We start from the raw sequence: 20,076 nt of genomic DNA on the forward strand, positions 1-20,076 counted from the left end.
CCACCCACCGAAGAAGGGCCACCGGCATGACCACCACCACCTCCTGGCACGGCGACCGTCCCTGGCGGGGCATCATGGTCGCCACCGCGCTCCCGCTGCGCGAGGACCTCTCCGTCGACTACGACGCCTACGCCGAACACGTCCGCCACCTCCTGGACAACGGCTGCGACGGCGTCGTCCCCAACGGCTCGCTCGGCGAGTACCAGACCCTCACCGCCGACGAGCGCGCCCGCGTGGTGCGCACCGCCGTCGAGGCGGCGGGCGACGGCGCCCGCGTGATGCCCGGCGTCGCCGCCTACGGCAGCTCCGAGGCCCGCCGCTGGGCTGACCAGGCCGCCGAGGCCGGCTGCGGCTCCGTCCTGCTGCTGCCGCCGAACGCCTACCGCGCCGACGAGCGGGCCGTCCGCGAGCACTACGCCGCGGTGGCCGCCGCCGGGGTGCCGGTCGTGGCGTACAACAACCCCATCGACACCAAGACCGACCTGACCCCCGCCCTCCTGGCCCGGCTGCACGCCGACGGCGCGATCGTCGCGGTCAAGGAGTTCAGCGGCGATGTCCGGCGCGCCTACGAGATCGCCGAACTGGCCCCCGAGCTCGACCTGCTCGTCGGCGCCGACGACGTCCTGCTCGAACTCGCCCTCGCCGGGGCCGTCGGCTGGATAGCCGGCTACCCCAACGCCTTCCCCGCCACCTGCGCCGAGCTCTACCACGCGGCCGTCGCCGGCGACCTCGAGACGGCGCTGCCCCTCTACCGCTCGCTGCACCCGCTGCTGCGCTGGGACTCCAAGACCGAGTTCGTGCAGGCCATCAAGCTCTCCATGGACATCGCCGGCCGGCACGGAGGCCCCACCCGGCCCCCGCGCCTCCCGCTCGGCGGGGAGACCGAGGCCGCGGTGCGCGCCGCGACCGAGAAGGCCGTCGCCGACGGCCACCGCTGACCTGCGGCCGACCGCGGAAAGGACCGCCTGTGCGCACCCGTCATGTCTTCCATGCCGTCGACTCGCACACCGAGGGCATGCCCACGCGCGTCATCACCGGTGGCGTCGGAGTGATCCCCGGCGCCACCATGGCCGAGCGCCGGCTGCACTTCATCGAGCACATGGACCACCTCCGTACGCTGCTGATGTACGAGCCGCGCGGCCACGCCTCCATGAGCGGCGCGATCCTGCAGCCCCCCACCCGCCCCGACGCCGACTACGGGGTCCTCTACATCGAGGTCTCCGGGCTGCTGCCGATGTGCGGGCACGGCACCATCGGCGTCGCCACCGTCCTCGTCGAGACGGGCATGGTGCCGGTCGCCGAGCCCGTCACGACCGTACGCCTGGACACCCCGGCCGGCCTCGTCGCCGTCGACGTACGGGTCGAGGACGGGGCGGCCAAGGCCGTCACCTTCACCAACGTCCCCGCCTTCTGCGTGGGCCTGGACCGCAAGATCGACGTGCCCGGCTACGGGACGGTCACCTACGACCTCGCCTTCGGCGGCAACTTCTACGCCTTCGTGGAACTCGAGGAGCTGGGGCTGCCGTTCGAGCGGTCCCGCAAGGACGACCTGCTGGCCGCAGGGCTCGCGATCATGGACGCGATCAACGCCTCCCCGGACCGGCCCGTCCACCCCGAACGCCCCGAGATCGGCGGCCTCAAGCACGTCTACCTCGCCGCCCCCGGCTCCGACGCCCACCGCTCCCGGCACGCCATGGCCATCCACCCGGGCTGGTTCGACCGGTCGCCGTGCGGCACCGGAACCTCCGCCCGCATGGCCCAGCTGCACGCCCGCGGCCTCCTGCCGCTCGACCGGGACTTCGTCAACGAGTCCTTCATCGGCACCGAGTTCACCGGCCGCCTGGTGGGGGAGACGCGGGTCGGCGGTCTCCCGGCGGTCGTCCCGGCCATCACCGGACGCGCCTGGATCACCGGCACCGCGCAGTACTTCCTCGACCCGGACGACCCCTTCCCTGGAGGTTTCCTGCTGTGACCGCCGCCCCGACACCGATCGTCTCGCGCAACCCGGCCGATCCGGCCGACGTCGTCGCCGAGGTCGTCGCCGCCGGCGCCCCGGCCGCGGCCGCGGCCGTCGAGCGGGCCCGCGCCGCGCAGGCGGGCTGGCTCGCCGGCGGCGCGGCCGCCCGGTCCGCCGCCCTCTCGGCGGTCGCCGGGGCCCTCGAGACCGCGACGGAGGAGCTCGCTCACCTCGCCGTGCGCGAGGTGGGCAAGCCCCTGACCGAGGCCCGGGCCGAGATGGCCCGTACCGTCGCCATCTGGCGCTACTACGCCCAGGCCCCCTACGAAGCCTCCGGCGCCGTCCACGAACCGGCCACCGGACCCGGGCTGCTGCTCACCCGCCGCCGCCCGCACGGCGTCGCGGGCCTGATCACCCCGTGGAACTTCCCCTTCGCCATCCCGTCCTGGAAGGCCGCCCCGGCGCTGGCGGCCGGCAACACGGTCGTCCTCAAGCCCGCGCCCGAGGCCACCGCGTGCGCCCTGCGGCTGGCCGGGATCGTGCGGGAGGCGGTGCCCGAGGGGGTGTTCACCGTCGTCGCCGGCGGCGCCGCCGAGGGCGGTGCCGTGGTGGGCTCGGCCGACGTCGTCTCCTTCACCGGCTCCACCGGCGTCGGCACCGCGGTCGTCCGCGCCGCCACCGCCCGGGGCGTGCCGGTGCAGGCCGAGATGGGCGGGCTCAACGCGGCGATCGTCCTGCCCGACGCCGACATCGGCCGGGCCGCCGCCCACATCGCCGCCGCGATCGCCGGGTACGCCGGCCAGAAGTGCACCGCCACCAGCAGGGTGATCGCCGTCGGCGCCGCCCTCGACCCGCTGCGCGAGGCCCTCGCCGACGCCCTGCGCGCGGTGCCGGTGGGCGACCCGGCCGACCCCGCCACGGTGTGCGGACCGCTGGTCTCGGCCCCGGCGCGCGACCGGCTGGCGCCGGCCCGGGAGGGCCTGTCCGTGGTCGCCGCGGGAGCCGCCCCCGACGGCCCCGGCTGGTACGCGCCCCCGGTGCTGGTGGAGAAGGTGCCGGCGGGGCACGCCCTGCTGCGCGAGGAGGTGTTCGGGCCGCTGGCGGCCCTGCTGCCGGCCGACGACCTGCCCCATGCCGTGCGCCTGGCCAACGAGGTCCCGTACGGGCTGGTCACCTCGGTGCACACCGCCGACCTCGGCGCGGCGCTGCACGGTCTCGACCACCTCGACACCGGCATGATCCGCGTCAACGCCCCGTCCACGGGCGTCGACTTCCACCTGCCCTTCGGCGGCGCCAAGGCCTCCGCCCACGGGCCGCGCGAACAGGGCCGGGCGGCACTGGAGTTCTACACTTCCAGCCGTACCTACACGCTGATGCCCTGAATCACAATGTGACATTGTACGCTGGTGGTCCAGTCCAGCGGGGCACGAAAGGGACACCATGGGGCACCTCAAGCAGCGCAACCTCGTCACCGCCAGTGAGCGACTGCGCGATCAGGTGGCCCATGCCCTGCGGGCCGCGCTCATCTCCGGCGAACTGAGCCCCGGCGAGGTCTACTCGGCGCCGGGGCTCGCCGAGGACTTCGGCATCTCCGCGACCCCCGTGCGCGAGGCGATGCTCGACCTGGCCCGCGAGGGCCTGGTCGAGCCCGTCCGCAACAAGGGCTTCAGGGTGACCGAGGTCAACGAACGCGACCTCGACCAGTACACCGAGATCCGCACCCTGATCGAGGTCCCCATGACGGGCCGGATCACCCGCACCGCCACCCGCGAGGAGCTCGAGGCCCTCCGCCCGGTCGCCGAGGAGATCGTGCGCGCCGCCCGCGACCACGACCTCATCGGCTACCTCGAGGCCGACCGGCAGTTCCACCTCACGCTGCTGGCCCTCTCAGGCAACGAGCGCCTCGTCGAGACCGTCAGCGACCTGCGCAAGCGCTCCCGCCTCTACGGCCTCACCACCCTGGACGAGCGCGGCGAGCTGATCCACTCGGCCGAGGAGCACCTCGAGCTGCTGGACCTCATGCTGGCCGGCGACGTCAAGGGCGCCGAGAAGTGCATGACCCGCCACCTGGGCCATGTGCGCTCCCTGTGGGCGAAGAACGAGCAGGCGGAGAAGGCCGGCAGGGGCGGGCGCCGTCCGGCCGCCGGCGCGCGCGCCGGGGCCGGCCGCGGCGCCTGACGGGCCGCGGCCGCCGGCGCCGCTCAGGCGGTGTTGCCCTCGACCGGCTGGGGGCGCTGCTCCGCCACCGTCACCACCGCCGTCGGCGGCGGCTTCTCGTCCCCCTCGGGGATGTGGCGCATTGCGCGTCACCCACCAGGCGGCCGCGAGCCCCACGGCGACCAGGAACGACCACGGAAGCCAGGCCATGTCCTGGGCCCGGCCGAGGTCGGCCAGATAGCCGACGAGGAAGTTGCCGCCCCGGGCGGTGCTCTGCGATGGCCGCCCGCGCGGCCCACACGTGCCGCTCGTCCAGGGGGTGGCCCGTGCTGCGGGTGAGGTAGCCGGCGAGCGCCGCGCGCAGCGCGTTCGCGTCGCGGTCCGGGTAGCGGTTGAGGTCGCCCACCGCCTCCCCGGCCCGCTCGGCGATCCGGTCGGCCAGCCACGCGGGCGGGGCGTAGGGGTTCTCGTTGACGTTCAGACGCACCGGGACGTCCAGCTCGGGCGCCCCGTAGGGGGACCTGCCGCGCAGTTCGTCGCGGACGGGAAGGTCGTCCATGCGGGTCATGCCTGCCGCACCTCACGATCGAGGAAGTCGAGGACGAGGGATCCGGCGGTCTCGCGGAACTCCTCGAAGTAGGCGTGCCGGGCCCCGGGGATGATCTCCATCCGCGCGTGCGGGATGCGGCCGGCGAGCAGGGGCGCGTTGGCGGCGGGGTTGAGGAGGTCGTCGCCGCCGTGCAGCACCAGCGTGGGCGCCGTGATGCCGGGCAGCGCGTCCCACGCGTCGTGGCCGTCGCTCGCGGCCAGGTGCTGCCGCCGGGCGTGCGGGGACATGGAGGGATCCCCCAGCACCCGGTACGGGCCGGGGTGCGAGGCGAGCCAGCCGGGCGTGTACATGAGCTCCAGCAGCGCCTGCCGCGACGCCCGCGGGTCCGGGCCGGCCAGCGACCGGCGGACCTCCCGGTCGCGTTCGACGCCGTGCCGCCCTCCGGGCGAGGTGCAGCCGAGCACCAGCGACCGCACGCGCCCGGGGTGGTCGACGGCCAGGCGCTGGGCCACGCGCCCGCCCATGGAGGTGCCGTAGACGTCCGCGCGGTCGATGCCGAGTTCGTCGAGCACGGCGACGACGTCCCGGGCGAACAGCGCGGTGCTGTACGGCGTGGACGGGGCGTCGCTCGCGCCGGTGCCGCGGTAGTCGATCGTCAGGGTGCTGCGGGCGACGTGGAAGTCGTCGCGGACGCCGTCCCACCAGTGGTGGTTGTTCGCCTGGCCGGCGAGGAGGACGAGCGGGGCTCCGTCACCGCGGAGCTGGTAGGCGATGGCGACCCCGTCGGGGGTCTTGGCGTGGGGCACGGCGAACGTCCTTCCAGGGCCTGGCACGACGAGAGCCGGCGGCCGCCCAGGGTGTACGGCGGCCGCCGACCCTCACAGGAGAGATCGTCGAAGATCCTCTCCCAGGGGCCCTACTTCTTCTCGTGGGCGAAGTACCCGGTCGACGACTTCCGGCCACCCTTGACGTGGGAGCCCTCCTGGATCTCGTACAGCGAGTTGAACTCGGCCGCGGCGATCGGCAGCCGCCACTCGCCGCCCTCGCTGCGCGCGGTCTTCGCCGGCGCTCCCCGGAGCAGCTTCGCGCCCGGCTCGTTGTGCGCGGCGTGCGGGCCGTAGTAGATGGGGAAGGCGTCCGCGGCGCGGTAGGCGGGGATGAACACGCGCCGGTACATGTCCGACAGGTTCTTCTCCGACGAGTGGATCACCAGCGGGTGCAGGAAGACCACCGAACCGGCGGGCCCCTCGCAGTCGACGACCGTGGAGGCGTCCACGCCCACGCCCTCCAGCGACGTGGTCTTCCCGGCGAAGAAGCCGTCCACCTCGTGGCTGGCGAGCCCCTGCCGGTGGGAGCCCGCCGCCACCCGCAGGCAGGCGTTCAAACGGGGGCAGGGCCCGGAGCGCGTGTTGCGGTCCGGGCCCTGCCCCGTGCGGTGCCGCCCTGGGGCGGAGGTGCGTCAGCTCTGTGCGGTGTCGTCGCTCGCCTGGCCGGCGGCCTCGGCTGCGCGTGCCTTCTCGCGCATCTTGCGCACCAGCTCGGCCTTCTGGTCGGCGGCATTCTGGCGGTCGCGGTTGCGGTGCGGACCGTTGTTCTGCCGCTCGGCGCGGGACAGCTTCTTGCGCTGGCCGCCGCCCTGGCCCACGGGGTTGTTGATGTTCTTGCTGTCGGTCACGGGTTCTCCCGGTGATGATGTGAAGTGATCTACGGATTCATCGGTGGGGGACGGGCGCGGCGACGTCGAAGGGCGTCAGCAGGGGCCCGTCACGCTCTCACTCGTAAATCGGTGTCTGGAAGAACATGACAATGACGTTACCCGGTTCCGTCGGCCCCGCGCGCCAGGGTTTTCCCGCCCCGGCGTCGGCCGGGCTTCCGGCGAGCGCCCCGGGTCGGCCCGGCTACGACCGGGGCCTGCGCGGTGGGTGATCCGGCGCACAGATGCTGTGCGCATTCTCACCGGATTCTTGTGCTGCCTACAGCCAGTCGCGCTTCTTGAAGATGAAGTACAGGCTCGTGCACACCACTGCCATCAGCAGGATCGCGAAGGGATAGCCGAACGCCCAGTGCAGCTCGGGCATGGCGTCGAAGTTCATGCCGTAGATCGTTCCCACCAGCGTGGGCGCGAAGAGGATGGCCGCCCAGGAGGAGATCTTCTTGATCTCCTCGTTCTGCTCGAAGCCCGCCTCGGCCAGGGCGCGCATCTCGGCGTTCTGCTGCTGGGTGACGAGGGTGGCGTTGACCTGGAGGATGTCGGTCAGGGCGGAGCGGAAGCCGTCCACGCGTTCGCTGGTGTGGGTGACGTGGTCGGCGACGTCGCGGAGGTAGCGCTGGAGTTCGTCGTCGGTGCCGTATTTGGCGAAGCCGGCCATCAGGCCGTGCAGCATGCCGACCAGGGGGCGGGTGGCGCGCTGGAACTCGACCATCTCGCGGGCGAGTTCGTAGATGCGGCGGGAGACGGCCGGGTCGCCGCCGAAGACCTCGGTCTCGATCTCGTCGATGTCGTTCTGCACGCCCGCCACGACCGGGGCGTAGCCGTCGACGACGGCGTCGAGGATCGCGTAGAGCACGGCCTCCGGGCCCAGCGCCAGCAACTCGGGGGTGGCCTCCATGCGGCGGCGGACGGCCGAGAGGTCGGGGGCGGCGCCGTGCCGGACGGTGATCACGAAGTCGGGGCCGACGAAGACGTGGAGCTCGCCGAAGTCGACCTCCTCGGGGGCGTCGAGGTAGCGGGCGGCCCGCAGGACGACGAAGAGGGTGTCGCCGTAACGTTCCAGCTTGGGGCGCTGGTGGGCCTCGAGGGCGTCCTCGACGGCGAGCTGGTGGAGGTCGAACTCCTCGGCGAGGGAAACGAGTTCGTCCTCGGTGGGGCGGTACAGCCCGATCCAGGCCATGCTGTCGGGCTGTTCGCGCAGCTGGCGGTAGGTGTCGGCGAGCGAGCCCGGCGTGGCCACGCGGTGGCCGTCGCGGTAGACGGCGGCCTGGACGACGCTGCCCTGGTCGGGGGCCTGGCCGTCGGCGGTGCCGGGGCCGGGCTCGGGGGCCCGGCCGTCGGCGGGGCGGCCGTTCGGGCGCAGCCAGGAGTGCTTCCTGGGTGAGGACGACCGGTGGCGGGGCGGGCGCTCGGGCATGGTTCTGTGTCCCTCTCGCTCGTCACTGGCTCGCAGAACAGGATATACGGCCCCAAAAGAAACCCCCGGGCCGGGGCGGGCGCGTCAGGCGCCCCTCAGGGACCTCAGGTGCAGGCGGAGGACCCGCCACATGTCGTCGGGGGTGATCCGGTCGGGCTGGAGCACGGCGGTGAGGGCCAGGCCGTCGAGCAGCGCGACCAGCCGCAGGGTTTCGGCGGGCACGTCGAGGTCCTCGGGGAAGCCGCCCTGGCGCTGCCCCCCGCGCAGGACCTGCTCGACCATCTCGCGCATGCCGGTGTGCAGTTCGTCCGCGCGGGGCCGCAGCTCGGGGCGTACGCGGGCCGCCGTGGTGAAGGCCAGCCACAGCACCGCCTCGTCGTGGCGGGCGGCGTCCAGGGGCAGGAGTTCGGCGAGCAGCTCCTCGACGAGGGAGGCGCGGTCCGGGCCGCCCGGGGCGGCGAGCAGGGGCTCGACGCGGCTGCGGACCCGGACCTCGACGCGGCGGGTGAGTTCCCGCATGGCGAAGAGCATCAGCTCGGAGTGGCTCGCGAAGTAGTGCCGGACCGAGCCGACGGCCAGCCCGGCCTCGTCGGCGACGTTGCGCAGGGACGCGTTCTCCAGGCCGTCGCGCCGGGCCACCCGGAACACGGCGTCGGCCACCGCTCTGCGGCGGGCCTCGGGATCGACGATCTTTGGCATGTTGCCGTTATAGCACGGGCGGGCTAAATTCGTTTTGGCACAACCGAGCTATTTAAGGAGCGAGAAGTGAACCCCTGGCTGCTGGCCGGCGTCGTCGCCGTGGTCGCCGTCGTTGTCGTCGTCAAGAGGCTGGCCGGTGAACCGCTCAACGTGCGCGACCTGTTCGCGCCGCCCCTCGTGCTCGTCGGGATCGGCGCCTGGGCGCTGAAGGACGCCCGGGGGCTCGGGGGCGCGGACTACGTCTGGGTGGCCGCCGGCCTGCTGCTGGGCGTGAGCCTCGGCGTGGTGCGCGGGATGACCATCCACGTCTTCGAGAAGGAGGGCGTGCTGTGGCAGCGCTACACGGCCCGGACGTTCGCCGTGCTCGTGGGGTCGGCGCTGATCTCGATCGGCTTCGCGATGCTCGCGAGCCGCATGGGCATGCATCCGCAGGCCCGCCCGACCCAGCTCTCCATCGGCGTCGGCTTCCTCGGCGAGGCCCTGGCGGTCGGCGCGCGGGGCCTGACGAGCGGCATCCCCTTCGCCCCGGAGCGCAAGCGCTAGCCCGCAGCCGGACCGGCGGAACCGCCGGCCGCGCGTCCGCTCCCACCAGAGCCCCTCGGCTCCCTTCAGACCGTGACCTCCCTGCTCCACAGGTCCGCCAATGTCTCCCGGCGCACCAGCAGGCGCGCCCGGCCGGCGGCCACGGCGGCCACCGGCGGGCGCCCGACGAGGTTGTACGCCGAGGCCATCGACAGGTGGTACGCGCCGGAGGCGGGCACCGCGAGAACGTCCCCCGGACGGATGTCGCCCGGCAGCTCCACGTCCTCCGCCAGCACGTCCCCCGCCTCGCAGTGGCGCCCCACCACCGTCACCGGCCGGGCCGGCAGCACCGAGGCGCGCCCCGCGAGGCGGACGGTGTAGCGCACCCCGTACAGCGCGGGGCGGGGGTTGTCGCTCATGCCGCCGTCCACGGCGACGAACGTCCGGCCGCCCGTGGACTTCACCGCCAGCACGCGGTACAGCGCCACTCCGGCCGGTCCCGCGATCCAGCGGCCCGGCTCCACGGTCAGCCGTGGCACCGGCAGGTCCGCGTGGGCGCACCGCAGCGCCAGTTCGGCGCTCACGCGGCGGGCGTACTCGCCCGGGTCGAGCGCGTCCTCGTCGTCGCGGTAGGCGATGGCGAAGCCGCCGCCCAGGTCCAGCTCGGGGAAGGTGAGCCCGTGGAGGTCGCGCAGGGTGGAGAGGAAGGGCACCAGGCGGCGCACGGCGGCCGTGTAGGGGTCGACGGAGGCGATCTGGGAGCCGAGGTGGCAGTGCAGGCCCATGAGTTCGAGGCGGGGCTGGCCCAGGACGCGGGCCACCGCGTCCGCCGCCTCGCCGCGGTCGAGGGACAGCCCGAACTTCTGGCCGTCGACCCCCGTCCGTACCGCCCGGTGCGCCCCGGCCTCGACGCCGGGCACCACCCGCACCAGCACCCTCTGCCGGGTGCCGGGCGGCACCAGCGCCGCGAGCCGGGCGATCTCGCCGGTGCTGTCGATGACCACGCGGCCCACGCCCAGCCGCAGCGCGGTGCGCAGGTCGTCGGGGCTCTTGGCGTTGCCGTGCAGGATGACCCGTTCGACGGGGAACCCGGCGTGGGCGGCGAGTTCGAGCTCGCCGGCCGAGCAGACGTCGAGCCAGAGCCCCTCCTCCCGGACCCAGCGGATCATCGCCCGGGTGAGGAACGCCTTGCCGGCGTAGGCGACGCGGCCGTCCGGCAGGGCGGCGCGCCAGGCCCGGGCCCGCGCCCGGACCTCGTCCTCGTCGACGACGTAGCAGGGGGTGCCGAAGCGGTCGGCGAGCTCGGCGAGGGCGACCCCGCCCACCGCCAGGCCGCCCGAGGGCAGGACGCGGACGGAGGCGGGCCACACCGGGCCCGGGACGCTCTCCCCGGGCAGCGGCGGGAGGGCGGCGGGGAGGGGGCGGCCGCGGGGACGGCGGGAAGGGACACGGTGATCTCCTTCGGGGGATCGGCGGGGCGCGAGGAGTCAGCCGGGGAAGGCGGGCAGCACCGGCGGGGCGTCCTCGTCGGAGGGCCGCGCGGCCGGGGCGGTCAGCTGCGGGTCGACGCGCACCCGGCTGACGCCCAGCGGCGCGGCCAGGGCCCGTACGGCGGGCAGGGCGAGGCGGACGGAGGGCACGTCCCGGCCCAGGCAGTCGGTCAGCAGCCGCCGCGAGGTGAAGGCGACGGCCGTGCGGCCGCCGAGCGGGGTGCGGAAGACGCGCAGCACGAAGCCGCAGGGGCAGGGCCGGACGGGGACGTACAGCGTGTCCGCCCGGCCTGGATGGGAGGGTTCGCCGTCGTCGGCGGGGAGGAACTCGTGGCCGGGGGCGCCGGTCACGGCGGCGACGGCGGCGGCTTGCGCGGGGGTACGGCTCACATGCATGACGGTCCTCGGGAGGAGTCGGGTGATGCGTCGGTCACGCTATGCCCGGTCCGCGTCCGCTCGAGTGTCTCTTTGACAGCACATTGACCCCGTCCGCCGGACCCTTGACGGCCCGTTGACGGCCACGCCCCGCGGGCCTCCCGGCAGCGGAGGGGGAAAGCGCTGGTCAAGGCGGTGGTCCCGGACGTCGCCCGGTCCCCGCCGCCGTCCGCGCGCGGTGCGCGCCGGGGCACGTACGCACATACGGACGAGGGTCCTCCTTCTTTGGGGCTGGCCCGGGACGGGATCACCGTCGCACGATGCTTACCGCAGCGGGTCGGCGGCGGCCCGGCAGTCTGGAGGAGACGTGAGGGCGACGAACCCGACCGGCACGACCGGTCAGGCGAGCGGATTCCGGGCGGCGCGGGACTTCCTGCTCGCCCACCGCGAGGACTACGACCGGGCCCGCGAGGGCTTCACCTGGCCACGGCCCGACCACTTCAACTGGGCGCTCGACTGGTTCGACGCGATCGCCCGCGACAACGGGCGCACCGCGCTGTGGATCGCGGAGGAGGACGGCACCGAGGCCCGGCTGTCCTTCGACGAGCTGCGCCGCCGCTCCGACCGGGTCGCCAACTGGCTGCGCGAGCAGGGCGTACGGGCCGGCGACCGCGTCGTCGTCATGCTCGGCAACCAGACCGAACTGTGGGAGACCGCGCTCGCGGCGATGAAGCTGCGTGCCGTGGTCATCCCGGCGACCCCGCTGCTGGGCGCCGCCGACCTCGCCGACCGCATCGAACGCGGCCGCGCCGCCCATGTGATCGTACGGGCGGAGGACACCGGCAAGTTCGCCGGCGTGCCCGGCGACTACACCCGCATCGCGGTCGGCGGCACGAGCGAGCCGGGGTGGCTGGCCTACGAGGAGTCGGCCGGGGCCGGCGAGGACTTCACCCCGGACGGGCCGACCCGTGCCGACGAGCCCCTGCTCCTCTACTTCACCTCCGGCACCACCGCACGGCCCAAGCTCGTCGAGCACACCCACACCTCATACCCCATCGGTCACTTGACGACCATGTACTGGATCGGGCTGCGCCCGGGGGACGTCCACCTCAACATCTCCTCCCCGGGCTGGGCCAAGCACGCCTGGTCCAACCTCTTCGCCCCCTGGAACGCCGAGGCCACCGTCTTCGTCCACAACTACACCCGCTTCGACGCCGCCCGCCTCATGGCCGAGATGGACCGCTGCGGCGTCACGAGCTTCTGCGCCCCGCCCACCGTCTGGCGGATGCTCATCCAGGCCGACCTGGGCGCCCTGCGCACCCCGCCGCGCGAGGTGGTGGCCGCCGGCGAACCCCTCAACCCCGAGGTCGTCGAGGCCGTCCGGCGGTCCTGGGGGGTGGCCGTCCGCGACGGCTTCGGGCAGACCGAGACCTCCGTCCAGGTCGCCAACCCGCCCGGCCGGCCCCTCAAGGCCGGTTCCATGGGCCGCCCCAGCCCCGGCTTCCGCGTCGTCCTCCTCGACCCGCACACCGGCGAGCCCGCCGACGAGGGCGAGATCGCCCTCGACCTCGCCGAGCGCCCCGTCGGCCTGATGACGGGCTACGCCGGCGACCCCGAGCGCACCGCCGAGGTGATGGCGGACGGCTACTACCGCACGGGTGACATCGGCCGGCGCGATGAAGACGGATATGTCTTCTATATCGGTCGAAGCGACGACGTCTTCAAGTCCAGCGACTACAAGATCTCGCCCTTCGAGCTCGAGAGCGCCCTCCTCGAGCACGAGGCCGTCGCCGAGGCCGCCGTCGTGCCCGCCCCCGACCCGCTGCGGCTGTCCGTGCCCAAGGCCTACGTCGTCCTCGCCGAGGGCTGGGAGCCGGGCCCGGACACCGCCAAGGCCCTCTTCGCCCACTCGCGCGCCGTACTCGCCCCCTACAAGCGCGTCCGCCGCCTGGAGTTCGCCGAGCTGCCCAAGACCGTCTCCGGCAAGATCCGCCGCATCGAGCTGCGCGAGCGCACCGCGCAGGGTGGCGGCCACGAGTACCGAGAGGAAGACCACCGGTGAGCGCACTCTCCCCCTCCCACACCTCGGGCCCCACCGACACCCCGCTGCTCGAGCACACCATCGGCGCGGACCTGGCCCGCACCGTCGAACGCTTCGCCGACCGCGAGGCCCTCGTCGACGTGCAGGGCGGCCGCCGCTGGACGTACGCCGAGTTCGGCGCGGCCGTGGCGGAGGTCGCCCTCGGGCTGCTCGCCAAGGGCGTGCGCAAGGGCGACCGGGTGGGCATCTGGGCCGTCAACTGTCCCGAGTGGGTGATGACGCAGTACGCCACCGCCCGCATCGGCGCGATCATGGTCAACGTCAACCCCGCCTACCGCGTCCACGAACTGGCCTACGTCCTGCGGCAGGCCGGGATCGGCGTCCTGATCTCCTCCACGGAGTTCCGCACCAGCGACTACCGCGGCATGGTCGAGGAGGTGCGCGCCGACTGCCCGGACCTGCGCGACGTCGTGTACATCGACGACCCCGGCTGGGAGGAGCTCACCGCCCTCGGCGCCCGCACCGACCCCGCGCTGCTCACCGCCCGCGAGGCGCTGCTCGGCTGCGACGACCCGGTCAACATCCAGTACACCTCGGGCACCACGGGCTTCGCCAAGGGCGCCACCCTCTCCCACCGCAACATCCTCAACAACGGTTACTTCGTGGGGGAGCTGCTCGGTTACACCGAGGAGGACCGCATCGCCCTGCCCGTGCCCTTCTACCACTGCTTCGGCATGGTGATGGGCAACCTCGCCGCCACCTCCCACGGCGCCTGCGTGGTCGTCCCGGCCCCCGTCTTCGACCCCACCGCCACCCTCCACGCCGTCGAACGCGAGCGCTGCACCTCCCTCTACGGCGTCCCCACCATGTTCATCGCCGAGCTCGGCCTGCCCGACTTCGCCACCTACGACCTCTCCTCGCTGCGCACCGGCATCATGGCCGGCTCGCCCTGCCCGTCGGAGGTCATGAAGCGGGTCGTCGCGGAGATGCACATGTCGGAGGTCGCCATCTGCTACGGGATGACCGAGACCTCCCCGGTCTCCACCCAGACCCGCCGCGACGACGACCTCGACCGCCGCACCGGCACCGTCGGCCGGGTGCTGCCGCACATCGAGGTCAAGGTCGCCGACCCCGGCACGGGAACGCCCGCCGGGCGCGGCGAGACGGGGGAGCTGTGCACCCGCGGCTACTCGGTGATGCTCGGCTACTGGGACGAGCCCGAGCGCACCGCCGAGGCCGTCGACGCCGACGGCTGGATGCACACCGGCGACCTCGCGGTGATGGACGAGGACGGCTACGTACAGATCGTCGGCCGCATCAAGGACATGATCATCAGGGGTGGGGAGAACGTCTATCCGCGCGAGATCGAGGAGTTCCTCCACACCCACCCCAAGATCTCCGACGTCCAGGTCGTCGGCGTCCCCGACGAGAAGTACGGCGAGGAGATCATGGCCTGCGTCATCCTGTCCGACCCCGCCGAAACCCTCACCCGGGACGAGCTCGCCCGCTACTGCCAGGGGCGCCTCGCGCACTACAAGGTGCCGCGCCACCTGCGGCTGATGGAGTCCTTCCCCATGACGGTCAGCGGCAAGGTGCGCAAGGTGGAGCTTCGGGAGGAGGCGGCGACGCTGCTGAGCCCCACGACGGTCGTGCCGCGCTCCTGACGGTCGTCCCGCGCCCCTGACGGTCGTGCCGCGATCGCAGCCGGGGTGGCGGTACGCGTGCGGGGCGGGTCCGTGTCGCGGCCCGCCCCGCCATCCCCGTCGCGTCCCCCGTACCCCCGTGCTGTTCCCCGTTGTTTCCCCCGTGTCCCCGTGGACGGGCCCGCGTTCCCCGTGTTCCGCGGGGCCTGCGCCCAAGTCTGGGTCCGTCTGACGCCAACTCGCCATAGACCAGGGCATGTTCAGAGCAAGACTTGAGCTTGGCGCGGTGCGCCGGCCTCAGCCGCGGGCCCGCCCGGCCAGCGCGTCGGCCCATTCGTTCAGGGCCCGCGGGGTGCCGGTGAGGTCCATCACGAACAGCGGAAGCCGCAGGTCGTCGGCCCGGCAGCGGGCGTCGGGGGCGTAGCCGGCCAGGGAGAAGCAGGCCGCGTCGGCGGAGTCCAGCAGGCCGTGCAGCCACAGGCATTCGATGTCGCGCAGCGCGGTGGGCAGGGTGGTCGGGTCGACGCGGGCCACGAGGCCGGTGGCCCGCAGGTCCACGCCGGTCGCGGCGGGGGCCGGGCAGGTGCCGGGGCGGCGGACGTCGGTGAAGCCGAGCCAGCGCACATAGCGTTCGGCCGCCATCACGGCGTCGCGCTCGGTGCGGATGGCGACGGGCCGGAAGACCGCGCGGGAGGCGGCCCGGCGGCGCGGCGCGGGCTCGTCCGCCGGCTCCCGCTCCGGCTCGCGCACCGGCTCGACGGGCAGACGCACCACCGTGCCGCACGAGCAGCCGAACTCGGGCCGGGGCCACTGGCCCTGGCGGTCGCAGGACGGGCAGCGCACGGCCACCCAGGAGTCCCGCCAGGTGCGGTGTGCCAGTAACTCGGCCTCGGCCTCGGGAAGGACGGGCACGGTGAGCGGGGCGCCGCAGGCGCAGGGGAAGGTGGGCGGGGTGAAGGAGTGCTCCCGGTGACACGTGGGGCAGTGCACCGGCACGCTCTTGGCCATATTCGGCTCCAGCGAGTGGTCCGTAGGGGTGTGGGGTACCCCATCGTCCACGATGTGGGCGCGGCCCGGGTGCGAAACGCCAGAGCGCGAAGGCAGAGGTTCCGGGCGCCGGCGCCGGAGCGCGACGAGCGGTGGTGCCGGGGCGCGACGGGCGGTGGTGCCGCGCCGTCGCCCGGAGGCCGCCCGGGGCGCCCCCTCACGGAGACGGCTCGAACTCCCGTACGGAGTCGATGTCCTGGCCGTGCGGGGCGTTCGCCTCCCGTTCGATCATGATCTCGACCAGCGCCGGCCGGGACGTCGCCACGGCCTCCTTCCGCGCCCACTCGATGGCCGGCCGGATGTCCGCCGGATCGACCACGCGCCGCCCGGAGCAGCCGTAGGCGCGGGCGATGGCGACGTTGTCCGTGCCGAGCTCGTCGTAGTGGATGTCGACCTGGTAGTTCATGCCGTACCCGGCCGAGGCCTGCCGGATCAGGCCCAGGTACTGGTTGTTCAGCAGGATCAGGACGTACGGCACGGCGTACTGCACCGCCACCGCCAGCTCCTCGACCAGGTACTGGAACCCGTAGTCGCCGACGATGCCCACCACCTCGGTGTCGCCCCGGCCCATGCCCTGCAGCGCCTTCTTCACGCCGATCGCCGCCGGGATCTCCCAGCCGAGCGGCCCGGCCTGGCCGCACACCTGGTAGTGCCGGGGCCGGTGGGCTTTCTGATGCTGGCCGCCCCAGATCTGGTAGAGGCCGATGGCGGTGACGAAGTAGGTGTCCTCGCCGAACGCCTCGTTGATCTCCTTGTAGACGCGCGGGGCCTTGACCGGCACGGTGTCGAAGTCCTCGCGGCGGGTGAGGGTGCGCTTGAGGTGACGGCAGCGCGTCAGCCAGGCCTCCGTCCGGGGCCGGTCGGCACGGGCGCAAGCCTGCGCCAGCAGGGCGGCGAGGAACAGCCGGGCGTCGGAGACCACGCCGAGCTCCGGCTCGATCACCCGGCCCAGCTGGGTGGGCTCGATGTCGACGTGGACGAACGTCCGCCCGCCCCGGTAGACGCCGGTGTCCGCGCCGGTGTGCCGGTCGCCGAAGCGGGCGCCCACCGCGAGGACGAAGTCCGCCTCCAGGAAGGAGGCGTTGGCGTACCGCTGCGAGGTCTGGATGCCGGTGGTGCCCATGTGCAGCTCGTGGTCGTCCTCGATGACGCCCTTGCCCATGAGGGTGACCTGGAACGGCACCCGCAGGTACTCCACCAGCGCCCGCAGCTCGGCGGCCGCCTCGGCCAGGATCACCCCGCCCCCCGCGAGGACCAGCGGCCGCTCGGCCGCCAGCAGCAGGTCCAGGGCCGCCGCCACGCGCGGCGGGTGCGGCGCCACGGTCCGTACGGGCAGGGGCGCGTCCGTCGCCGCGTCGTAGCGGATCTCGCGCCGGCCGACGTCGAGCGGAATGTCGATCAGTACGGGCCCGGGGCGGCCCTCCCGCGCGGTGCGGAACGCCTCGCGGAACACCCAGGGGATCTGGGCCGCCTCCTTGACCTGCACGGCCCACTTGGTGACGGGCCGGGCGACGGCCACGATGTCGACCGCCTGGAACGCCTCCTGGTGCAGCTTTCCGGAGACGGCCTGGCCGGTGACGCACACCAGCGGTATGGAGTCGGCGAAGGCCGTGTACAGCCCGGTGACGAGGTTGGTGGCGCCGGGGCCCGAGGTGGCGACGGCCACGCCCACGCGGCCGTTGGTGCGCGCCCAGGCGTCGGCCATGTGCGCGGCTCCCTCCTCGTGCCGCACGATCAGGTGCTCGATGCCGCCGACGACCTCCATCGCCTTGTACAGCGGGAGGATCGCGGCCCCGGGGCAGCCGAAGGCGATGTCGACGCCCTCGTCCTTCATCACGCGCACCGCCGCCTCCATGGCCGGCATGGTGACGGCGGTCATGGCGTCACCGTTCCCGAGAGCCGTTCGACGCCGCGCAGCAGGGCGGAGTGGTCGAGTCCGCCGTCGCCCCGCGCACGGGCGGAGGCGACCAGCGTCGCCACGAGTGCCCCCAGCGGCAGCACGGCGCCCACCGCGCGGGCCGCCTCGGTGACGATGCCCATGTCCTTGTGGTGCAGCTCCATGCGGAAGCCGGGGGCGAACTCGCGGGCGAGGAAGTTGTGCCGCTTGCGGGTGAGCACGGCCGAGCCGGCGAGCCCGCCGGAGAGCACGTCGAGCGCGACGGTGAGGTCCACGCCCGACTTCTCCAGGAAGACGACCGCCTCGGCGCAGGCCTGCAGGTTGGCGGCGACGATCAGCTGGTTGGCCGCCTTGACCGTCTGCCCGGCGCCGTGCGGGCCGCAGCGCACGACCGTCGTGCCCAGCGCCCCGAGCAGCGGCCGCGCCTCCTCCACGTCGGCCGGCTCCCCGCCGGCCATGACCGAGAGGGTGCCCTCGACGGCCCCCGCCTCGCCCCCCGAGACGGGCGCGTCGAGCACCCGTACGCCCCGGCGCGCGCCGGCCGCGGCGAGAGCGGTGGCCGTGGCGGGGGAGACCGTCGACATGTCGATGAGCAGGGTGCCGGGAGCGGCGTTGGCCAGCACACCGTCGTCGCCGAGGGCGACGGCGGTGACCTGAGAGTCGGCCGGGAGCATGGTGACGACGACGTCAGCGCCGGCGACGGCCTCGCGCACCGAACCGGCGGGCCTGCCGCCCGCGGCGGCCAGCCGTTCCAGCCGGTCCGCCTCGAGGGTGTGGCCGGTGACGGTGTACCCCGCCTTGAGGAGGTTCTCGGCCATGGGCGCGCCCATGATGCCGAGCCCGATCCAGGCGACGTGGGGGAGTGGCATGAGGGTCCTTCCCAGGGAGTCAGGGAGCCGGTGAGCCGGTGAGCAAGGGGCGGGCGCGGCGGGGTCAGTGGTCGGCGAGCCAGCCGAAGCTCCGCGCGCTGCCGCCGTCGCCGGGCCGGTACTCGAGCCCGACCCAGCCGTCGTATCCCGTCCGGCGCAGCCGTCCGAGCAGGCCGGGGACGTCGAGCCGGCCGGTCCCGGGGACTCCGCGCCCCGGCGCGTCGGCGATCTGGACGTGGCCCGCCCGGCCGCCGTGGCGGTCGATGACCGCCGGCAGGTCCTCCCCGCCCACGGCCAGGTGGTAAAGGTCCATCAGGAAGCGGGTGTTGCGCAGACCCGTGGCCGCGTCGACCTTGTCCGCCACCGCGACGGCGTCCGCGGCCCGGGTGAGCGGATAGCGCGGCGACTCCACGGCGTTGAGCGCCTCGACCAGTACGACCGCCCCCGCCCGGTCCGCGGCCCGTGCCGCGAACGCGAGGTTCTCCAGCGCGAGCGCGTCCTGGACCCCCGGCGGGATCCCGTCCACGCGGTTGCCGTACAGCGCGTTGAGCGCCCGGCAGCCGGTGGACCGGGCGAAGCCGACGGCGACGTCCACGTTGGCGCGGAAGCGCTCCGACTCCTCGCCCGGGACGGACAGCGCGCCCCGGTCGGGGCCGGGCAGGCGGCCGGCGTAGAAGTTGAGGGCGACCAGGCGCGTTCCGGCGTCCCGCAACGCCTCCCGCAGCTCGGTCAGTTCCTCCTCGGGCGGCACCGGCGTCGCGGGCCACGGCCACCACAGCTCCACCGCGGTGAAGCCGGCCGCCGCGGCGGCCGCCGGGCGGCGTACCAGCGGCAGTTCGGTGAAGAGCATCGAGAGGTTCACGGCGAAGCGGCGCATCCCACTCCCCATCGTTTCCGTATGACGGAAAATCAATTCCATTACGGGGAAGGCTGCTCCCGTTCGGACAACCCTGTCAAGGCCCGGTACGTTGACCGCGTGCGATGGAGAGTGGAGTTCACGACCGAGCCCTTCGACCTCGACGAGCCCCCGCCCCACGCGGTGGCGGCCCGCGAGGCCGTACGCGGCGCCGACCTGGACGCCGTCGACGTCGGCCCGTTCGGCACGAGCGCCGAGGGGCGCGCCGACGCCGTGCTCGGCGCGGTGGACGACCTGCTGCGCGCGGCCGTCGAGGCCGGCGCCACGCGGGTGTCGCTGCAGGTCAGCGTGATCGAGGAGGCCGGCGCGGCGTGCACTGCGGCGGAGGCCGGCGCGTGAGCGAGCACCCGTTCCGCGCCGCCGTCCGCCCGCTCGTCGACGCCCTGGGCGGACAGCTGCTCGAGCCGGAGCAGGCCGGCGCGGACGACGTCGTGCTGTCCTGGGAGGGGTGCGAGGTCGTGGCCGTACGCCTGCCCCACCTGGCCGACTCGCTCGACCGCATCCTGGCCGACCTCGAACGCCGCCACGGCATGCCGCTCGCCCGACTGGACCGCAAGGCCAAGCAGTCGGTCGTACGGAACCTGGAGGCACGCGGCGCGTTCACGCTGCGCCACGGCGTCGAGACCGTCGCCGCGGCGCTCGGCGTCAGCCGCTTCACCGTCTACAACTACCTCAACCGGGAGAACGCGGAGCCGGGCGGCGCGCCGCCCCGCCCGGAGGGCGCGTAGGCGGCGCCGGCGTCCCGTCGGGGCCGGGCGCCGCCCCCGGGCCCCGGGATTTCAACA

At 73.9% G+C, this 20,076-nt stretch carries 20 protein-coding genes and 1 pseudogene; 9 read left to right on the forward strand and 12 right to left on the reverse strand.

Features of this window, described 5'->3' with window-relative positions; translation table 11 throughout:
• Positions 1-26 precede the first annotated feature (26 nt).
• From J1792_RS23705 to J1792_RS23720, 4 genes are read left to right on the forward strand one after another with little or no spacing between them, the layout of a single operon-like run.
• Positions 27-938 carry a dihydrodipicolinate synthase family protein gene (locus J1792_RS23705; RefSeq protein ID WP_207248120.1) on the forward strand — a complete coding sequence of 304 codons (912 nt, stop codon included), beginning with the start codon at positions 27-29 and terminating at the stop codon, positions 936-938.
• A 29-nt stretch (positions 939-967) separates the two neighbouring features.
• Positions 968-1,972, forward strand: coding sequence for a proline racemase family protein (locus J1792_RS23710; protein ID WP_086574872.1), 1,005 nt, complete (start codon positions 968-970; stop codon positions 1,970-1,972).
• Entirely contained in the window at positions 1,969-3,339 is a 1,371-nt protein-coding gene (locus J1792_RS23715; protein ID WP_086574874.1) for an aldehyde dehydrogenase family protein, read from the forward strand. Before J1792_RS23710 ends, J1792_RS23715 begins: the two co-directional genes overlap by 4 nt.
• Positions 3,340-3,397: 58 nt before the next feature.
• Positions 3,398-4,135, forward strand: a complete 738-nt coding sequence (locus J1792_RS23720; RefSeq protein WP_086574876.1) for a GntR family transcriptional regulator — start codon at positions 3,398-3,400, stop codon at positions 4,133-4,135.
• 259 nt (positions 4,136-4,394) lie between these two features.
• Here the strand turns inward: J1792_RS23720 and J1792_RS23725 are convergent.
• The 6 genes and pseudogenes from J1792_RS23725 to J1792_RS23750 all read right to left on the reverse strand — a co-directional run.
• Positions 4,395-4,682: pseudogene (locus tag J1792_RS23725) on the reverse strand (histidinol-phosphate transaminase); the annotation flags it as partial.
• Positions 4,679-5,470 (reverse strand): alpha/beta fold hydrolase, encoded by a 792-nt coding sequence (locus tag J1792_RS23730; RefSeq protein ID WP_086574878.1) that lies wholly within the window; start codon positions 5,468-5,470, stop codon positions 4,679-4,681. The pseudogene J1792_RS23725 and the gene J1792_RS23730, both read right to left, overlap by 4 nt.
• A gap of 110 nt (positions 5,471-5,580) precedes the next feature.
• Positions 5,581-6,048, reverse strand: a complete 468-nt coding sequence (locus J1792_RS23735; RefSeq protein WP_207248121.1) for a phytanoyl-CoA dioxygenase family protein — start codon at positions 6,046-6,048, stop codon at positions 5,581-5,583.
• Between the two features lie 75 nt (positions 6,049-6,123).
• Positions 6,124-6,339, reverse strand: a complete 216-nt coding sequence (locus J1792_RS23740; RefSeq protein ID WP_086574882.1) for a DUF6243 family protein — start codon at positions 6,337-6,339, stop codon at positions 6,124-6,126.
• Between the two features lie 298 nt (positions 6,340-6,637).
• The gene (locus J1792_RS23745; protein ID WP_207248122.1) at positions 6,638-7,792 is read right to left on the reverse strand and encodes a magnesium and cobalt transport protein CorA; all 1,155 of its coding nucleotides are present in this window, start codon (positions 7,790-7,792) and stop codon (positions 6,638-6,640) included.
• A gap of 84 nt (positions 7,793-7,876) precedes the next feature.
• On the reverse strand, positions 7,877-8,491 hold the full coding sequence (locus J1792_RS23750; protein ID WP_207248123.1) for a TetR/AcrR family transcriptional regulator: 615 nt from the start codon (positions 8,489-8,491) through the stop codon (positions 7,877-7,879).
• Between the two features lie 66 nt (positions 8,492-8,557).
• Between J1792_RS23750 and J1792_RS23755 the strand changes: the two genes are divergently transcribed.
• Positions 8,558-9,034, forward strand: coding sequence for a DUF1453 family protein (locus J1792_RS23755; protein WP_207248124.1), 477 nt, complete (start codon positions 8,558-8,560; stop codon positions 9,032-9,034).
• Between the two features lie 65 nt (positions 9,035-9,099).
• Here the strand turns inward: J1792_RS23755 and lysA are convergent, their stop codons facing one another.
• Positions 9,100-10,383 carry a diaminopimelate decarboxylase gene (gene lysA, locus J1792_RS23760; protein WP_242705432.1) on the reverse strand — a complete coding sequence of 428 codons (1,284 nt, stop codon included), beginning with the start codon at positions 10,381-10,383 and terminating at the stop codon, positions 9,100-9,102.
• 117 nt (positions 10,384-10,500) lie between these two features.
• A complete protein-coding gene (locus J1792_RS23765) occupies positions 10,501-10,893 on the reverse strand; it encodes an SAV_915 family protein (protein WP_307843073.1) in 393 nt (130 codons plus the stop codon).
• A 352-nt stretch (positions 10,894-11,245) separates the two neighbouring features.
• Here J1792_RS23765 and J1792_RS23770 point away from each other — a divergent pair, with 352 nt between their 5' ends.
• Both J1792_RS23770 and J1792_RS23775 read left to right on the forward strand, forming a co-directional pair.
• Positions 11,246-12,940, forward strand: coding sequence for an AMP-binding protein (locus tag J1792_RS23770; RefSeq protein WP_086575076.1), 1,695 nt, complete (start codon positions 11,246-11,248; stop codon positions 12,938-12,940).
• Positions 12,937-14,583: an AMP-binding protein gene (locus tag J1792_RS23775; RefSeq protein WP_207248125.1), complete on the forward strand. Its 1,647-nt coding sequence runs from the start codon at positions 12,937-12,939 to the stop codon at positions 14,581-14,583. Before J1792_RS23770 ends, J1792_RS23775 begins: the two co-directional genes overlap by 4 nt.
• 276 nt (positions 14,584-14,859) lie before the next feature.
• On the opposite strand, the gene J1792_RS23780 is transcribed toward J1792_RS23775, so the two are convergent.
• The 4 genes from J1792_RS23780 to J1792_RS23795 form a co-directional block, all read right to left on the reverse strand.
• Positions 14,860-15,570 carry a hypothetical protein gene (locus tag J1792_RS23780; RefSeq protein WP_207248126.1) on the reverse strand — a complete coding sequence of 237 codons (711 nt, stop codon included), beginning with the start codon at positions 15,568-15,570 and terminating at the stop codon, positions 14,860-14,862.
• Positions 15,571-15,766: 196 nt separating this feature from the next.
• Positions 15,767-17,488 carry a glyoxylate carboligase gene (gene gcl, locus J1792_RS23785; protein ID WP_207248127.1) on the reverse strand — a complete coding sequence of 574 codons (1,722 nt, stop codon included), beginning with the start codon at positions 17,486-17,488 and terminating at the stop codon, positions 15,767-15,769.
• Entirely contained in the window at positions 17,485-18,375 is an 891-nt protein-coding gene (locus J1792_RS23790) for a 2-hydroxy-3-oxopropionate reductase (protein ID WP_207248128.1), read from the reverse strand. Before J1792_RS23790 ends, gcl begins: the two co-directional genes overlap by 4 nt.
• A 64-nt stretch (positions 18,376-18,439) precedes the next feature.
• Complete coding sequence (locus J1792_RS23795) at positions 18,440-19,264, reverse strand: TIM barrel protein (protein WP_086569271.1); 825 nt, start codon at positions 19,262-19,264, stop codon at positions 18,440-18,442.
• A gap of 87 nt (positions 19,265-19,351) precedes the next feature.
• Between J1792_RS23795 and J1792_RS23800 the strand changes: the two genes are divergently transcribed.
• Positions 19,352-19,630, forward strand: a complete 279-nt coding sequence (locus J1792_RS23800) for a thiamine-binding protein (RefSeq protein ID WP_207248129.1) — start codon at positions 19,352-19,354, stop codon at positions 19,628-19,630.
• Positions 19,627-20,019, forward strand: a complete 393-nt coding sequence (locus J1792_RS23805; protein ID WP_086569267.1) for a helix-turn-helix domain-containing protein — start codon at positions 19,627-19,629, stop codon at positions 20,017-20,019. The genes J1792_RS23800 and J1792_RS23805 overlap by 4 nt, the downstream gene beginning before the upstream one ends.
• Positions 20,020-20,076 lie beyond the last annotated feature (57 nt).

Source organism: Streptomyces triculaminicus (genome assembly GCF_017349075.1).
Lineage (GTDB): Bacteria > Actinomycetota > Actinomycetes > Streptomycetales > Streptomycetaceae > Streptomyces > Streptomyces triculaminicus.

Excerpts from the sequence above, each read along its gene's own strand:
- J1792_RS23745 (WP_207248122.1), bottom strand. The coding sequence starts at position 7,792 with ATGCCCGAGCGCCCGCCCCGCCACCGGTCGTCCTCACCCAGGAAGCAC.
- J1792_RS23720 (WP_086574876.1), top strand. The coding sequence starts at position 3,398 with ATGGGGCACCTCAAGCAGCGCAACCTCGTCACCGCCAGTGAGCGACTG.
- gcl (WP_207248127.1), bottom strand. The coding sequence starts at position 17,488 with ATGACCGCCGTCACCATGCCGGCCATGGAGGCGGCGGTGCGCGTGATG.
- J1792_RS23795 (WP_086569271.1), bottom strand. The coding sequence starts at position 19,264 with ATGGGGAGTGGGATGCGCCGCTTCGCCGTGAACCTCTCGATGCTCTTC.
- J1792_RS23790 (WP_207248128.1), bottom strand. The coding sequence starts at position 18,375 with ATGCCACTCCCCCACGTCGCCTGGATCGGGCTCGGCATCATGGGCGCG.
- J1792_RS23750 (WP_207248123.1), bottom strand. The coding sequence starts at position 8,491 with ATGCCAAAGATCGTCGATCCCGAGGCCCGCCGCAGAGCGGTGGCCGAC.
- J1792_RS23780 (WP_207248126.1), bottom strand. The coding sequence starts at position 15,570 with ATGGCCAAGAGCGTGCCGGTGCACTGCCCCACGTGTCACCGGGAGCAC.
- J1792_RS23705 (WP_207248120.1), top strand. The coding sequence starts at position 27 with ATGACCACCACCACCTCCTGGCACGGCGACCGTCCCTGGCGGGGCATC.